Origin of the sequence: Salinicola corii, assembly GCF_008298015.1 — a bacterium.
Lineage (GTDB): Bacteria > Pseudomonadota > Gammaproteobacteria > Pseudomonadales > Halomonadaceae > Salinicola > Salinicola corii.
The window spans coordinates 1-16787 of record NZ_VTPX01000003.1; the positions used below are offsets into that span (position 1 = coordinate 1).

A 16787-nucleotide genomic window follows, 5' to 3' on the forward strand; every position below is an offset into this window, starting at 1 on the left:
CTGCTGCGCTTCATCACCTGCGGCAGTGTCGATGACGGCAAGTCCACCCTGATCGGGAGGCTGTTGCACGACTCCAAGATGATCTACGAGGACCAACTGGCCGCGATCACCCAGGCATCAAAGACCAGCGGCACGACCGGCGACAAGGTCGATCTGGCGCTGCTGGTGGATGGCCTGCAGTCGGAGCGCGAGCAGGGCATCACCATCGATGTCGCCTATCGTTTCTTCTCCACCGACAAGCGCAAGTTCATCATCGCCGACACGCCGGGCCACGAGCAGTACACCCGCAACATGGCCACCGGGGCCTCCACCGCGAGCCTGGCGATCATCCTGATCGATGCCCGTCACGGCATCCAGACCCAGACGCGGCGTCACAGTTACATCTGTTCGTTGTTGGGTATCCGCCATCTGGTCATTGCCATCAACAAGATGGACCTGGTTGACCATTCTCAGGAACGTTTCGACGAGATCGTTGCAGAGTACAAGACGTTCTCGAACAACCTGAACGATGCTGACCTCTACTTTGTGCCAATTTCCGCACTGGAAGGCGACAATGTCGTCAATCGCAGCGAGAACATGGATTGGTATGAAGGCGAATCCCTGCTTCGTCTGCTGGAAAGTGTGGATGTCAAACACGACAGCAATCTCAAGGATCTGCGCTTTCCGGTGCAGTACGTCAACCGACCCAATCTGAACTTCCGTGGGTACTGCGGAACGCTGGCTGCGGGCATTCTTCATCCGGGCGACGGCATTCGTGTGCTTGGTTCCGGCAGGACCTCCAGCGTCGAGAGCCTGATCACCTACGATGGCGAGCTGGAGGCGGCCTACCCCGGCCAGGCGATTACCGTCACCCTGAAAGACGAGATCGATATCTCGCGTGGTGACATGCTGGTGGCGGCGGATAGCGAGCTGGAATCGACCACGGCCTTCACCTCGGACATCGTCTGGATGCACGACACGCCGTTGGAACTGGGGCGCGAGTACGAAATCAAGGCTGGCACCAGCGTCGTCAGCGGCCGCGTGGCGCGGATCATCCATCAAACCGACGTCAACACGCTCGAGCATCACGCCGCCGAGACGTTACCGCTCAACGGTATTGCGCGCTGCCAGATCGAAGTCAAGCAGCCGCTGGCGCTGGACCCTTACGTGCGCTCGCCGCACTCCGGCAACTTCATCATCATCGACCGCATGACCAACGTGACCGTTGGCGCAGGCATGGTGGTCGAGACGCTTAGCGCTAGCAATATCGTCTGGCACGACATGGCCGTGACCAAACAGCGCCGGGCCGAACGCAACCACCAGAAGCCGTGCATCATCTGGTTCACGGGGCTCTCCGGCGCGGGTAAATCGACTTCCGCCAATGCGCTCGAACGCCAACTGTTCGGCATGGGCTACAGCACCTATCTGCTGGATGGCGACAACGTGCGGCACGGGCTGTGCGGCGACCTCGGCTTCAGTGACGATCAACGTCAGGAGAATATTCGCCGCGTGGGCGAGGTGGCCAAGCTGATGGTCGATGCCGGCATGATCACGCTGGTGTCGTTCATCTCACCATTCCAGCGCGATCGACAATTGGTGCGGGATATGGTCGACAGCGGCGAGTTCATCGAGGTATTCGTCAACACTTCCATCGATGTCTGCGAGCAGCGTGATCCCAAGGGGCTTTATCAAAAAGCCCGCGCGGGAGAGATTGCGGACTTCACCGGTGTCAGTTCGCCTTACGAGGAACCCGCAAAGCCGGAAATCGAGATCGATACGAGTAAGCTGAGCGTGGAAGAGACAGTGAGAGATCTGCTGCAGGCGCTGCGTAAGTACCAGGTTATCGTGTAATTGGAAAATGTTGATAGGCATAGCGGTTATGTTCCGTAACGCTATTTTCGTCGCCTAAAAAACAGGCCTCCCAACCAGTGGTTGGGGGGTCATTGTTTTTGTAACGATTGACTGTCTATAAGTAAGAATATGTTATTGTGCTCGTTGGATGTATATATTTTTTATGGTCTTTGCTATAAAAGAGCGCGGGGCTATTTCTGTAACCGCAGCTTTACGAAACTGATCAGTCCGCCAGGTCTGTTGGCAATGGTGGCATTAGTTCGGCGGTAGCGTGTCCAGGTGGCTTGCCAGCCATGGCAAGGGTTTGGTGGTCGATAGAACCGCTTGTTGGGCAATGATTGTTTGGCCTGTGCCTGTAGGGAGTAGGCCACCCTGCTCAGTAACATCCAAAGGTGGTGAAGGCATTTGACAAGGAGGTAATGTGCGTAGCTTTATCAAGAAGCAAAAAGCGTGGTTGGCAGAACTGCTGCCATATATGAAAGCTGCCCGCAGGTGTGGCCGGTCCTTGAAGGTACAGAACAATCGCACCAAAACAATAAAGAAAAACGATATACTGCTATTTGTAACGATGAAAAATGAGGTTCATCGTCTGGAGTACTTTTTCGAGTATTATCGAGGGCTAGGAGTCAATCATTTTTTCGTCGTCGATAATGGTTCTGATGACGGAACATCAGAGTTTTTGGCCGCCCAGCAAGACGTAACCTCTTTTTATACAGAGGGCGGGTATAAGGATTCCAATTTTGGCATGCATTGGCTGAATTATTTATTGTTCAAATATGGCTGTGGTCATTGGTGCTTTACCTGTGATCCGGATGAATTTTTCATTTATCCCCATATGGAACATCGTTCCTTAAGAGATCTGACTAGCCATCTCGAGAGTATCAATCAAGACTCTTTTTTCACTGTCATGCTGGATATGTACAGTGACAAGCCTGTTGCCGAATCCTACTACCAGGCGGGAACGGACCCTCTCGACACCTGCCCCTACTTCGATGGCAGCGGTTATTCCAAACAATACAATACCAATCACCGTAATTTGTTTGTCCAAGGCGGAGTGCGTCGGCGTATTTTTGCCAAGGAAGAGCCGGGGCATGCTCCTGCTCTGAATAAGGTGCCCTTGGTCAAATGGAAGTGGAATTACGTTTATATTTCTTCGATGCATATGATGCTGCCGCGCCGCCTGAATCGATGCATCGATGAGAGAATGCTGACTGGAGCATTGCTGCATTTTAAATTTATTGGTCAGCTAGACAATAAGGTGAGGCAGGAAATGGTGGCGAAACAGCACTATAATGATTCGGCGGAATATAAGCAGTACGGCGCTGTTATTGAGAAGAAAGATGTTCTCTATAATGAGAACGTATCCGTTAAGTATTCGGGTTGGCAAGATTTGGCCCGCCGAGGGTTGATTAACTTGGGAGGTTGGTGAGCAACATGAAAGTCTCGTTTATTCTCCTTGCGCACGAACCTGCCGATAAGCTGAAGTCCCTTCTGGGGGCCCTACTCGGGGCAGGCAGCAATGTCTTCGTGCATCATGATGCTGGCACGCCAGGCAATCTGGCGGAAGCGGTGGCATCGTGGGGCTATGATCGGTTGCCGGGCAAGATTTTCTTTGCCGACCGAGTCAAGGTGGTTTGGGGAGAATGGTCCATCGTTCAAGCGACCCTGAATTGTATCGACCAGATCCACCAGCATGATGAAGATAGTGACTACTTTATGTTGCTGTCGGGTTCATGTATGCCGGTTAAACCCATTCAATTGCTGGAAGAGTATCTGGAGCAGAGCGGCAAAGACCATATCGAGGCGGTCGATGCCGTGAAATACAATTGGATTACGGCGGGTATCCAAAAGGAGCGTTGGAGTCTATACCACCTCTTCAACTGGCGGTATCAGCAGCGTCGTTTTGATTACTCACTGAAACTGCAGGAAAAATTAAAGGTCAATCGCAAGATCCCATTGGGCCATACTCCACATATGGGGTCCCAATGGTGGTGTTTGCGGCGGTCCACGGTTCTATCGATTCACGACCTGGTCTCGAAGCGTTCGGTCCTCCGGCGATTTTACAAGCGAACCTGGGTGCCTGATGAGTTGTTTTTCCAAACCATGGTGGCGAATCTGGTACCTAAAACCGAGGTCGTTGATGATCTTGTCACTCGCTATCGTTTCAATGAGTGGGGTGTTCCTAGAGTCTACTTTGACAATGATATTGCCGAGCTGTTGGCGGAGGAGAAGTTCTTTGTCAGAAAGGTCTCCCACACTGCATTGACGTTGCGTGAAAGACTGCGTCAGATCGCTATCATGAAAAATAGCGAGTTTGCTATCTATCTTGAGCGAGATTGCCATGAAGAATTGCTGGCGTTACGTTCCCATCTTGATTTGCTCGAACACATTAAAGGCAATCAATGGTTCAATTTGGCGTCACATTTAGAGAATAAATTCGATTATATCAAGAGTATCCCCAGTCGCATCATCGTATTGGTGGGTGGGGATAGAGAAACCAAGCGAGCGGCTTTGACGACATTGGACTCCATGCAGGATACGGTCGTCTACGGTGACCTATTCGATCCCCAGGAAGTTGGCGCGGGCTACGAGCACACGGGCTATCTTGGCATTAGCAAGGATGCCGTCAAGCTGGCACGGCATACCTGGCACCAGGTGCTAGGCGATATAGCCTATCACGCGCCAGGCAAAACGGTTGTTTTTTCTCTTGGTCGCAATGCCAAGCAATTCCTTGATGTGCTGCGCTGGAGCCCTTTGGTCAATGTCGTCATGGTTGATGGTAAGTATACAGATTATCATTCCAGGACTGTGATGGAAGATCTGTATCTCAAAAGTCAAACCTATTACAAGCTGCAGCATCGGCATTGCCACTTCTCTCGTATTTCTAATGAAAGCTTGAACGAATTGGTTGGACAATGCATAAGCAATAACCACTCTTGGCGTTATTTTTTGGGCGCATTGGAGTCAAAACAAGCCAAGCAAAAGTGGCCAAGTCTGCTACGTCAAGATCACGATCACTATGCTTTTCTCAAAGCGCTACGCAGCCGAATGGTGGTTCTAATTACCGAGAATGAAGGCGATAAAAGAAAAGTCATCGAGTTGATAGAAGGCAATCATTCAGTCAATGTCTTTACCAACGTTTTTGATGTCATATCCAGAGGAGACAGGACCCTGGATTGGCACTATTATCTTTCCGATCTGGCTTATCTCAATGCCCAAGCCTCCGGTGAGCATATTTTTGCCATGCATTTCTCCACTGACGATATTCCGCGTCTCGAGACCTTGCGCTGGAAAAAAGAACTGTTGGTCATTCACGTCGAAGGAGAAAACGTTACGAGTGATAGTATAGTCCTGAGGCCGAAAGGGGCCATGGATCAGTTCAAGGCCCAGGATAGAGTTCAGGCCGAGCGTGATCTTCTCAATATTTACATGCAAGAACGCCAGTGCGATTTCTTGTCATACCGTAACGATGAAATGGACTGTTTCATGATCGATGTTCATAATTGGTTGACTGAACATGCTTACCAGTCGAACGAGCAGTTTTGATGCACCTGTATAGGTCGATTGGCTACCGCAAAATTCGATGGAACACCCAATTGGAGTACGAATAACTCATGGCGGTTTTTCAAAGTTTTTGGCACGGGGAAGAACTGCCTGAGTTCGTAAAAATAGCCATAAACTCGTTTTTGGCGCATGGCCATGAATACCATTTGTATTCTTATCGCGAGTTCGAGATCCCGGCCGGCGCCATCGGTATCGATGCAAGAGAGATTCTGGAAGAATCCGAAATTTTCTACTATCGGAACGAGGATGGCTCTCGGGGAAGCATTGCCGCCTTTGCGGACCTGTTTCGCTATGAACTGCTCTCTCGGGTTGGGGGGTGGTGGGTAGATGCCGATGTATTGTGTCGATGTCGCCCCGGCGTCTTGCCGCCGGGAGAACTCTTCTTCGGTTGGGAAGACGAAGAGCGGATCTGCAACGCTATTCTCAAATTTCCGATTGGACATCCGATCTTGGAGGAGCTCAAGGAAAAATGCCGGGCAGCGGGCACGGACGCGCTGGAGTGGGGGCAGGTTGGTCCATATCTGCTGACCGCGATTGCCAAAGGCCATTCAATCACCCATCTGGCCTATCCTCCGGCCTATGCCTATCCTGTACATTGGCGTGAGTATCAATACTATGTGCGACGTGCCGATACCAAGCAGGTTCAGCACAAGTTGCGAGGTACGCCCTTCGTACATCTTTGGCAGGAGATGTTCCGCAACGATGAAACGCTGAGCCTGGAAGTGCCGGAGGAAGGTTCGTTCTGGATGCGAATGTCCAAGCGCTATGGCGATCAATCGGGTCGTGGTCATTGAGTGGGCTGTATAGCAATCGCATCGCTCTCTGTTATCGTAGCAACAGGCCGTATATCGGTACCTCATTTTTCTTTCATTACCTTGAGCCCATGACATGTTCAAAGTCTACCAATGCTTGTCTTCACGCCGATATCGCCTTGGAGTGGTGGCGATGACTGTGGTCCTGTATGGCGCCTTGAGTGGTTGCGCCACTTCGGGGGGCTCCCAGGGCCATAACGTGGGCACGATGCGGGGAGGCGCGCCGACGGGGGAAGAGATCTCCAGCTTTCTCGATAACGCGACGCCCGGTAGCATTGCCACCTTTCAGAAGAGCCCGTGGGGGTCTAACGTATCGGTGATCGTTCAGAAACGCTATTTTTCCGCCAGCGGGATGATCTGTGCGCATCTGGACGTGGCTCGCGAGGGCGCAGTGCCGTCGAGTACTGGCGCTACTTCACAATCTGGCTCAGCACCACAAAGCGGTGTCGTACCAGGTAGCGTTGCGAATTATGGGCAACGGGCGCAAGTGGCTTGCCTTGTCCAAGGGAAGGGTTGGTATACCCAGCGTCTGGTAACACAACTGCTGGCGGCCCCCAGTACTTCGTAAGAGCCGCTCACGACCTCGCGGGATTTGATCGGATAAGCGAAAACGTATAAAGGAGCGGAGCTGACATGGGCCCAAACGCGCATTCGACTGGGCTAGCGTTCCGGATCGTTTTCAACGACGTCTGGCCGATACGCATCAGGTCGTGTACAGGTTCTAACAAAAATCCAATGTCCATGCCCTTACCTCTACCTGTATCGTCCAAAATGGTAGGAAGCCACACAGGCCGGAGGGTAGATAGGCATGGACTGTGTGAACACAACAGGAAGTCGTGCATGAAACATGCAGCATCGTTTTTCCGGGCCGGGTGTCTGGTGGCGGTAGCGTGCCTGAACGTGGGTGTTGCCAGTGCGCAATCGTTCGGTACCAGTAGCAACATTTTGGCGCCAGAGCAGCAGACCCAGTCGATGAGCTCGCAGACCGGCAATCAACAGCAGCAGCAACAGCAACAGCAGCAATCACCAGTCGACGACATGCCCCGCGCCGATTGGAACAATGCCAACTATGGCCCCGTTACCTCGCAGCAAGCGCCGCCAAACGCTGAGCAGGCGCCGGTCGATCCGGAAATGCTGCCGCCATTCGGGGAAAACCTTTTCTCCGGCGGGTTCCGGGGGGTGATGGCCGATGGTCTCAATCCGGCCTATACCATCAAACCTGGTGATCAGATCAATTTGCGGGTCTGGGGGGGGACGGAATTACAAAGTGTGCTGACGGTGGACTCCCAGGGGAACATCTTTTTGCCTGGTATCGGGCCGCTCAATGTTCAGGGCATTTCCAATAGCGAGCTCAATGCCCGGGTTACGTCGGCGGTCAAGACCGTCTATCCGGAAAACGTGCAGGTATACACCAACCTGCAGGGTGTTCAGCCCGTTGGTGTTTTCGTGACCGGTTATGTCAAGGATCCGGGGCGATATTCCGGGACGCCGAGCGATTCGCTGCTCTACTTTCTCGATCAGGCCGGCGGCATCGACCAGGCGTTGGGCAGCTACCGGCACATCACGGTCAAGCGCAACGGCCAAGTCATCGGCAACGCCGACCTCTACGACTTTTTGATTGACGGCAATATGCCTCACATTCAGTTCCGCGATGGCGATACCGTCGTGGTGGAGGAGCGTGGTCCTGCCGTAGCCGTGGTGGGGGATGTCGAAAAGCCGTTTCGTTACGAATTGGCCGACGAAACGCTGACAGGCAGCGATGTCGTCAACCTGGCGAGGTTACGTTCCGGTGTTACTCATGTGTTGCTACGGGGAGATCGCCCGGAAGGCCCCTTCGCCAAATATTACACACTGGATGGCTTCCGGTCGGCGAATATAAGACGCGGCGACGAAGTAATGTTCAGTGCGGATCAGCGTAGTGAAAACATCGTCGTACAGCTGGAAGGAAGCTATTACGGACCCTCGCGCTATGTACTGCCGCGCGACGCTCACTTGGGCGAGTTCCTGAATGCGGTCGGCGTGCCCCAGAGCATGACCAGCTACAAGGACGTATCCATCCGCCGGGAGAGCGTAAAAGAGCAGCAGGAGGAATCGCTGAAGGATAGCTTGCGTCGCCTGGAGCAAACCTATCTCGGTTATCCTTCGCGAACGGCGAAAGAAGGCGAGATCCAGGTTCGTCAGGCCGAGTTGATCGAACGCTTCGTGCAGAAAGCGCGCCAGGTTGAGCCGACAGGCCGGCTGGTCGTCGCGCGTGGAGACGATATCGCGGATGTTCGCCTGCAGGATGGCGATGTCGTCACGATTCCGGAAAGCTCCGATTCGGTCCTGCTGAGTGGCGAGGTCGTCATTCCCCAGGCCATGGTCTATACACCGGGTATGAGCGCGGAAGACTATATCCAACAGGCTGGTGGCTTCACGCCTCGGGCGGATGACGATCAGGTCCTGGTCGTTCACCGCAATGGTGCGGTGGTTCATGCCGGCCAGACCCAGTTGCGCGCGGGTGACGAGATTCTGGTGCTACCGGCGGCACCGACCAGCAATATCGAACTGGCGTCGAGTATCACCCAGATCCTGTATCAGGTCGCCGTTGCCACCAAGGTAGCCCTGGACCTCTAACGCATGGATCGAAGACCTTCAGGGATGATGGGCCACCCCACCGGCCTAATGAGTCCCTGCGGGTCGTTTATTTTGCGGCTTCTTTTTACCACTGTATAGCGAACATGCTATGTCTTCATCCTCTTCTCTGTTTTCCGGCCTAGGCCCATCCTGGCGCGTTACCTGGAATGTATGGCATGCCATGTTCATGCGGGAAATGGTCGCCCGTACCATGGCTGATCGCATGGCGTGGTTCTGGATGATATTCGAACCGATGGCTGTCGTGGCTGTCATGATCGCCATTCGCGGCGTCATTCTGGGGGGGCGTCATATCGAAGGTGCAGATTTTATTCCCTGGATTCTTGTCGGTCTGATGGGGTTCACGTTATTCCGCGAAAACCTGATGCGCTTGATGGGGGCTGTCGATGCCAATGCTGGGCTCTTTACCTATCGACAGGTAAAGCCGGTCGATACCGTATTGGTGCGAAGTTTTCTGGAGTTCATGCTCAAATCTTTTGTCTTGTTGCTACTCATTCTCTTAGGCAATTTGATGAAGATAGAGATTGTTCCGCATCGTCCCCTGGAAGCGCTTTTCGATTGGTTATCCCTATGGATGCTTGGATTAGGGGCAGGACTACTATCTTCTGTCGCAGCCTCGTTGGTCCCAGAAATCGGCAACATTATCCGGTTGACGAGTATGCCATTGATGATTTTGTCGGGGGTTATATTTCCACTACAATATGTTCCCCATGAGTACCAGCAATATGTGCTGTTGAACCCGATTGTTCATGGCTTGGAAAGCATGCGTCTCAACTTTTTCCCTAGCTATCGAAGTTTGGATGGAATCGATCTTGCCTATTTATGGTATTGGGCTTTGACGATGATGACTTTGGGGTTGATGCTCCATTTACGCTTCGAGAATCGGTTGAAAGCAAGATAGAGAATCGCCAAAGGCGCGGATAGCAGCTTTTATGATCAAGATTGTGAATCTATACAAGCGCTACCATAACCATCATGGTAGCGACTGGGTGTTGAGAGATATCAATCTGACCATTCCGAGGAATGTCAGCGTGGGGTTGGTTGGCCGCAATGGTGCCGGAAAATCGACACTGTTGCGGCTGATTGGTGGAATGGACTCGCCGGATAAGGGTGCTATCAGTCGTCAATGTAGAGTCTCCTGGCCGATTGGCCTGGGTGGTGGTTTCCAGGGCTCGATGACTGGGCGTCAGAACGTCAAGTTCGTGGCCCGAATTCATAATCACAGCGGTGATACTCACAAGATAATTAGCCAGGTAGAAGAGTTTGCCGAGATTGGCGAAGCCTTTGACGAGCCAGTCAAGACATACTCTTCCGGGATGCGCGCCCGCCTGCAGTTCGGGCTGTCGCTGGCGTTCGATTTCGATGTTTATCTTTCCGACGAGGCGACGGCGGTGGGGGACCGTGCCTTCAAAGCCAAGGCGAAGCAGGCGTTTGCCGATAGGGTTTCCAAGGCGAGCCTGATCATGGTTTCTCATGGTGAAGGTATTCTCAAGGAGATGTGCCAAGCCGGCATTTTTCTCGATAAGGGAAAGGCGGCTTGGTACGACGACATTCATGATGCCATCAAGGCTTATCATAGCGCCTATCGCATCAGCAGCCCGGCGAAAAAGCAGAAGGCCGCCAAGCCAAAGGCAGCAAGAAAGCCTGCCGCGCAGGGAAAGACAGATTCTCCTTCGCCCATAGCTACCAATCGAAAAGAGATCAAGCGAATCCAGGATCAGATCGCTCCGCTCAAGGAGCAGTTGGCGGCGTTGCCCAAGGACGCAGAGCAGGCTGAAAGCCGGCAGTCTCTGGAAGCCGAGATAGCCTCCTTGCGGAAGAAAATTCGTGTACACCGGGACATCATCAAGCAGTTGAATAGCCTGGAAGAGAACGATTCGGAAGAGCCGAACAAAGAGCTCCGAACCGAAGAGCCCGAAAAAGCTGAACAGCCCAAGCCCGCACCATCGGCGCCGCAAGCTCCGACCCAATGATGCTCATTGCTTCGAAATCTCTGTAATTGGAAATCGTGAATGAAAGCCTTTGCAAGCATGAAAGTCTTTGCAAAACAGTACCCGCACTGGGTTGTGTGTTTCGCTCTGATCGTCCTGGTCTCTTTCTATTATTTGGTATGGGCCAGCGATCGATATGTTTCCCACGCTAACGTCGTGTTGGAAAGTCCACAAATTTCAACGCCGGAAGTGGACTTCAGCACCCTGCTCTCGGGCAGTGGCGCGACCAATACGTCGGATATGCTGCTGATGCGGGATTTCCTGCTTTCGACGGATATGCTGCAACTGCTGGTCGAGAAAGCTGACTTCCGGCAGCATTATTCGGAGAATGGAGACATTTTCAGTCGGCTCAGCGATCCCGATGTGCCAATGGAAGAGTTATACGATTACTATCTGAAGCGGGTTTCCGTCGAGCTGGACGAATACGCGGGCGTACTACGTATTGATGTGGAAGCCTATACGCCGGAGGAGGCCCATAAAATAGCCCAGCTATTGATCAGCGAAGGTGAGCGCCATATGAACGAGATGGGGCGCCGGCTGGCCGAAGAGCAGGTGCGTTTTCTGGAAGTGCAGGTCGACGAGATGAAGAAGCAGTTCGATCAGACGCGCAAGGAATTACTCGATTATCAGAATAAAAATGGGCTGGTTTCTCCGACAGGTACGGTCGAAAGTCTGAGCTCCGTCGTGGCGACCCTGGAGGGGCAGTTGGCTATGCTCAAGGCGCAGAAAACCGCGCTTTCCAGCTACCAGAGTGCGCGTTCTTCGGAGATGACACGAGTTGAAAGCCAGATCAATGCGCTCAACCAGCAGATTTCGCAGGAGCGCGACCGACTGGCACGACAGACGGGCAATGCGCTGAACTCGGTTTCGTCACAATACCAGACCCTGCAATTGCAAGCTCAGTTCGCACAGGATAGCTACTCGGGAGCGCTATCCGCACTGCAAAACACTCGCATCGAGGCCGCCAGGAAGCTGAAACAGGTTTCAGTGTTGCAGTCACCTACGCTACCGCAATACGCAGAGAAGCCGGAGCGGCTTTACGATATTACGGTATTCGCCGTGATCGCGATGTTCGTTACCCTGATCATCAACATGCTGATCTTGATTATCAAGGATCATCGTGACTGAATCTCTTGTCTCGATCGTTATTCCCATTAGGGCGGAAACCGAGAACCAACGCGAAGTCGCCCGATTGGAAATCCTGCTAGAAACGATACCTGACTGCTTCGCGATCGTGATCGTCGATGATGGCAGCCATCGGCGGGTCTATCGATATCTAGAAAGTCGAGTGAAAAGTTGGGGGCAGGAACGGCAGTTGACATTGAAGCGACTCAATACGCGGTATCGGCGTTTCTCGCTAGCCAGGGCAAGGAACGCTGGCGTAAGAGTGGCCCGGTCTTCCGTGGTCATGCTGCACGATGTCGACTTCATAGGGCTGCCCGAAGTTTACGAACGCATATATCGTTACGTCCAACAGCAGGAGCTGGCGACGCGGCCCGAGAATTTCTTCTGCGTGCCGGTTGCCTTCTTGAGTGAATCCGGCACCCAGACATTCTGGGGAGCGTTTCAGCAGGCTCGGGAGCCTTGGTGTTTTCGCCTTCGCGACGTAACGCCTTACGGGCAGCTCAATTTCCTGGTGCAGGGGAGCTCCTGCATGGTGCTGAACCGCAGGGATCTGCTACAGATGGGAGGACACGACAGGCGCTTCCGGGGCCATGGCGCGGAAGATTTCGAGCTACTGCATCGCCTGAGTTCGCGCTTTCCCATTGCGCCACGCCCGCCGGAATACGAGCGAAACATGGGCAGTGGGAACATTCAGGAGTACCGGGGGTTTCGGGCGTATTTCGCACTCTACGGGGAAGAAGCGCGTCGAGCCGGTTGTACCCTGGTTCATCTATGGCATCCCAAGCGGACGGAGCGCAAGTATTACCAGCACCGCCGCAATTTCACCCTATTGCAGAAAATTTTGAAGCGTCATTCGCTACGGGTCGGCCCCAGGCGTTGGTTGGCACGGCAGCCATTGCCCCAGGGGCAGCGCCGGCAATTGAAACCCTCCATCATGTTCGACGCGCCGTTCGAGGCGGCCAATTCTGATGTATCGACTTTCTCACCTCTATCGCCTCGACTCGATGTGGAGCGCGTCTGGAAATACCAAACCAATTGGGAATGACGGTTGACATGCAAGCAGAGGGCTTCAGAGCCGAGGATGGCCTGCTCACGGTAACCTTTATCATGCTCTGCCATGACAGCGCCGAGCGGGTCATCGCACGCGCCAGTAGGCTGCTCGAGGAAGACCCTACCTGCAAACTGATCGTGCACTTCGATCGCAAAAGCCCAATAAGTAAATATCGGACAATCCTGAAGGCGCTGGGTAATCACCCTCGCTGTTACGTGATGGATAAGGATAGAGTACGTTGTGGCTGGGGTACCTGGGGCCTGGTCGAAGCGCCACTTCGAGCCATTCGTTATGCTTTTAAGGCAGGTTTCGCTAGTGACTACTTCTATCTGATCAGTGAGTTCTGCTGCCCCGTTCAGCCGTTGATTGCGCTTAGGCAGCACCTGACAATGCATGCCGGCAGGGAATTCATCGAGAGCCGGGACAGCTCCTGGATAAAAGGCGGCATCCGAGAGGACCGCTATCTTTACCGGCATTATCTCGATAAGCGAAAGCACCCCAAGCTGCACCGCTGGATGTATCGGCTCCAGAAAAAGCTGGGTATGAAGCGAAAATTACCCACGGATATGGAAGTTCGCTTTGGCAGTCAATGGTGGTGTTTGAGTATTGAGACGGTGCACCGAATTATCACGAATGAAAGGATCAAAGCTCTTTTCAGAAGAAGTTGGATACCTGATGAGTGCTTTTTTCAAACATCTGTATATTCATTCGTCGATAAATTCGAGTTGTTGAGAAAGGGACTTACTCATTATGAATTTGATGAAAAAGGTATTCCTCAAGAAATGTCTCTAAATATGTGGCAGACAAGGCAATATAGTGCTCAAAAGTTTTTCTTGAGAAAAGTAATGGAGTATTGAATTGAAGTTACATATTCATTTTGGAATTCATCGAACTGGTACCACGTCGATACATCATCGCTTGTATGCCAATAGGGAACGTTTGTCTGACTTTGGCTGCTATTATCCTGACTTGGGCGTTGGTTGCCGGCATGTCAAGATTGCCTGGCAACTGCTCTCAGGTAAAATGACCGTAAAAGAGGTCGCTGACCGCATCGAGGCCGAGTCACCAGATGAGAACCATATGGCAATAATCTCCTCGGAGGATTTTTGTCAGTTGAAGAACCCTGCCTGGCTGAAATACTTTTCGGAACATTTCGAGCTACAAGGTTCTATCTATCTCAAGCGGCAGGATCTATGGCTTGAATCCTGGTATAACCAGCATATCAAATGGCCATGGAGTAAAAAATTTTCTCAGTCTACGCCAGAGTTTTTTATTGAGAATGCCGATGATTTTTACTGGATAGATTATCAGAATACAATAGAGACTATCGCTCAGTTTGTGCCGATCCAGAATCTACATATAGGTATTTTGGAGCGAGGTGCCGTTGAAGATACTGCATCTGATCTCTTTAAGTTCCTTGATATCGAATTGCCTCAGTCAAAACCTGAGGATGTCAAGAACAGTTCTTTGACCAAAGCACAACTAGATATTGCCAGGCACCTTGACTTAATGAGTATGAAGCCCGGAGAGAGGCAAGAATTCATAAAGGCGCTAAGAGAACTGAACATAAGTGAAGATGATGGGTCAAAGACCATATTTAGTCAGAAACAAAGGTATGACCTTCTATCGAAATACGAAGGGTCTAATAAAGCACTATCTAATATCTTGGCAAAGAAACATTTGTTCGATTTCCAAGTGTCTTCGGGAGAGCCTGTTTCGCTTTCCGAGGAAAAAATCTTGCATAAATATATCCCTCAGTTGATTTCTCAACTGGCTGCTAGGTAGAGGTAGAGTGTGGAAAAGCTCATTCTTCATCTCGGTGTTCATAAGACTGCCACGACACATTTCCAGTCTCGATTTTGGAATAGTCGTGAAAAACTTGCTAAAAAGGAAGTCTCTTACCTGGGGCTGAACGAAACACGTGCCTTTTTCACGTCCCAAATTGGGGCAAAGAAGAAAGAGATTAAAGCTGAGGCAAAACTGTTTGTTAAAGCCGCAAAATGCGGTCTTATTTCGGATGAAAATATACTCGGAGGTACCGACAAGCCGAAAGGAACGAGTGCGTACAAGGATGCTGAGGGTAGGCTAGGGCAGTTTCTTGATCTTGTCGGAGTGGATAGAATTGAGACCCACGTTACCATAAGGGATCCCGAAGCTTATCTAATATCTCGATATTGTGAGTATCTCAGACACTACCCCTACTTGAATATTGGAGAGTATTTTGACGAAATGTTCGTGCGGGATTTCTCCTGGGTGCCATTGATAGAGATAATAAAAAAAGTTACCAGTAGTGAACCGGTGGTGACTACTTTTGAAAGTATTTTTGAGAATGAAGAAGAATATCTAAAAAAAGTTACTGGAGTTGATTTGGAATTTGAGCCTGCTTCGGTAAGCCATTCCGTCAAGCGCTCAAAGATATCCCAGGAAGCCTACGACATTCTATCGCTGGTTGCGGAACATTATCCAGGGCATATGGTCCGTAAAGTGTTGGACACGATTGATCGCAACCGCCAATTAAGTAAATCCTCACCTCTTAAACCTTTTAGCAAGAGCCTTTCTGAGCACCTCAAAGAAAGATATGAGAAAGATAAAGAAGTATTAGGCCTGGCTTAAGGTGTAAGCAGCTATTCTTCGGACGATTAGGGCTGGCAGGACCGGGCAGCCCTACTGAGTTAACTAGGGGCTAGGATAAATGAAAGTATTGATTGCGGGTGGGGCTGGCTACATTGGCTCTCATATGGTCAAGCAATTGGCCAAGGCGGGTCATGATGTCGTGGTAATAGACAACTTGAGCACTGGCTTTCGTCATCTTGTTCGGTATGGAGAGCTTGTTGTCGGCGATCTTGCCGACACCAGTCTGCTCGAGCGACTATTTCAGACCCATCGTTTCGATGGCGTGATGCATTTTGCAGCCAATAGCCTGGTGGGCGAATCGGTCGGTGACCCTGGTAAGTATTATCGCAATAATGTCTCCAACACATTGAATCTGTTAGATGTCATGGTTCGTCATCAGGTTCAACATTTTATTTTTTCTTCGACAGCCGCGACATTTGGCGAGCCAGAATATACGCCTATCGATGAGCTGCACCCTCAGGTACCCATCAACCCTTATGGTGCTAGCAAGCTGATGATCGAAAGGGCACTCAAGGACTATGCTAACGCCTATGGCTTGAACTCCGTCTGCCTGCGTTACTTCAATGCTTGTGGTGCCGATCCGGAAGGCGAGTTAGGGGAGTGCCATGACCCGGAAACCCATTTGATACCTTTGATATTGCAGGCGGCTTCTGGCCGTCGGGATAGTATCACGGTTTTTGGACGTGACTATCCGACGGCTGATGGTACCTGTATTCGAGACTATATTCATATAGAAGACCTATGTTCGGCTCACGGTTTGGCCCTAGAAAAATTGGTTTCTGGAAAAATAAAAGGTGCAGCAGCCTATAATCTAGGTAATGGTAATGGGTTTTCTGTTCAACAAGTTATTGAAGCAGCACAAAGTCTCGTTACCAAAGAGAGTATGAAAATTCAGCTTGAGGAGGGACCACGCAGGGCAGGTGATCCTGCTGTTCTTGTGGCAGACTCTTCTTTTGCAAAAAAAGATCTTGATTGGACTCCGCAATATTCCGACTTAAAAGTGATTTTACGTCACTCTTGGCGCTGGGAAAAACATCTTGCAGATGGTTTTAAAGATGCCTATTAAACAACATCTGGATTTTGAAGTTTTGCTGCCATAGAAAAGTAATCATGAATTATTAGCAAAATCATATAAAACATGGTGTT

At 51.4% G+C, this 16787-nt stretch carries 14 protein-coding genes; all 14 read left to right on the forward strand.

Going from position 1 to position 16787, the window contains the following annotated elements; translation table 11 throughout:
- Positions 1-1830 (forward strand): sulfate adenylyltransferase subunit CysN (gene cysN / locus F0A16_RS06500; RefSeq protein WP_149434595.1); only part of this gene is annotated, 1830 nt, incomplete at its 5' end.
- Between the two features lie 421 nt (positions 1831-2251).
- Complete coding sequence (locus F0A16_RS06505) at positions 2252-3259, forward strand: glycosyltransferase family 2 protein (protein WP_149434596.1); 1008 nt, start codon at positions 2252-2254, stop codon at positions 3257-3259.
- 5 nt (positions 3260-3264) lie between these two features.
- Positions 3265-5376, forward strand: a complete 2112-nt coding sequence (locus tag F0A16_RS06510; protein ID WP_149434597.1) for a beta-1,6-N-acetylglucosaminyltransferase — start codon at positions 3265-3267, stop codon at positions 5374-5376.
- 68 nt (positions 5377-5444) lie between these two features.
- Complete coding sequence (locus F0A16_RS06515; protein ID WP_149434598.1) at positions 5445-6188, forward strand: capsular polysaccharide synthesis protein; 744 nt, start codon at positions 5445-5447, stop codon at positions 6186-6188.
- A 226-nt stretch (positions 6189-6414) separates the two neighbouring features.
- Positions 6415-6774, forward strand: a complete 360-nt coding sequence (locus tag F0A16_RS22235) for a DVU3141 family protein (RefSeq protein WP_420853073.1) — start codon at positions 6415-6417, stop codon at positions 6772-6774.
- Between the two features lie 272 nt (positions 6775-7046).
- Positions 7047-8822: a polysaccharide biosynthesis/export family protein gene (locus F0A16_RS06525; RefSeq protein WP_149434600.1), complete on the forward strand. Its 1776-nt coding sequence runs from the start codon at positions 7047-7049 to the stop codon at positions 8820-8822.
- Positions 8823-8931: 109 nt separating this feature from the next.
- Positions 8932-9741 (forward strand): ABC transporter permease, encoded by an 810-nt coding sequence (locus F0A16_RS06530; RefSeq protein ID WP_187775922.1) that lies wholly within the window; start codon positions 8932-8934, stop codon positions 9739-9741.
- Between the two features lie 31 nt (positions 9742-9772).
- On the forward strand, positions 9773-10813 hold the full coding sequence (locus tag F0A16_RS06535; protein WP_149434601.1) for an ABC transporter ATP-binding protein: 1041 nt from the start codon (positions 9773-9775) through the stop codon (positions 10811-10813).
- A 39-nt stretch (positions 10814-10852) separates the two neighbouring features.
- Positions 10853-11959 carry a KpsE/RkpR family capsule polysaccharide export protein gene (locus tag F0A16_RS06540; RefSeq protein ID WP_239023736.1) on the forward strand — a complete coding sequence of 369 codons (1107 nt, stop codon included), beginning with the start codon at positions 10853-10855 and terminating at the stop codon, positions 11957-11959.
- The gene (locus F0A16_RS06545) at positions 11952-13001 is read left to right on the forward strand and encodes a glycosyltransferase (protein WP_187775923.1); all 1050 of its coding nucleotides are present in this window, start codon (positions 11952-11954) and stop codon (positions 12999-13001) included. Before F0A16_RS06540 ends, F0A16_RS06545 begins: the two co-directional genes overlap by 8 nt.
- Positions 13002-13009: 8 nt before the next feature.
- Positions 13010-13864: a beta-1,6-N-acetylglucosaminyltransferase gene (locus tag F0A16_RS06550; protein WP_187775924.1), complete on the forward strand. Its 855-nt coding sequence runs from the start codon at positions 13010-13012 to the stop codon at positions 13862-13864.
- A gap of 1 nt (position 13865) precedes the next feature.
- Complete coding sequence (locus tag F0A16_RS06555; RefSeq protein WP_149434604.1) at positions 13866-14792, forward strand: hypothetical protein; 927 nt, start codon at positions 13866-13868, stop codon at positions 14790-14792.
- A gap of 9 nt (positions 14793-14801) precedes the next feature.
- Entirely contained in the window at positions 14802-15620 is an 819-nt protein-coding gene (locus F0A16_RS06560) for a hypothetical protein (protein ID WP_149434605.1), read from the forward strand.
- A gap of 79 nt (positions 15621-15699) precedes the next feature.
- Positions 15700-16707 (forward strand): UDP-glucose 4-epimerase GalE, encoded by a 1008-nt coding sequence (gene galE / locus F0A16_RS06565; RefSeq protein WP_149434606.1) that lies wholly within the window; start codon positions 15700-15702, stop codon positions 16705-16707.
- Positions 16708-16787 lie beyond the last annotated feature (80 nt).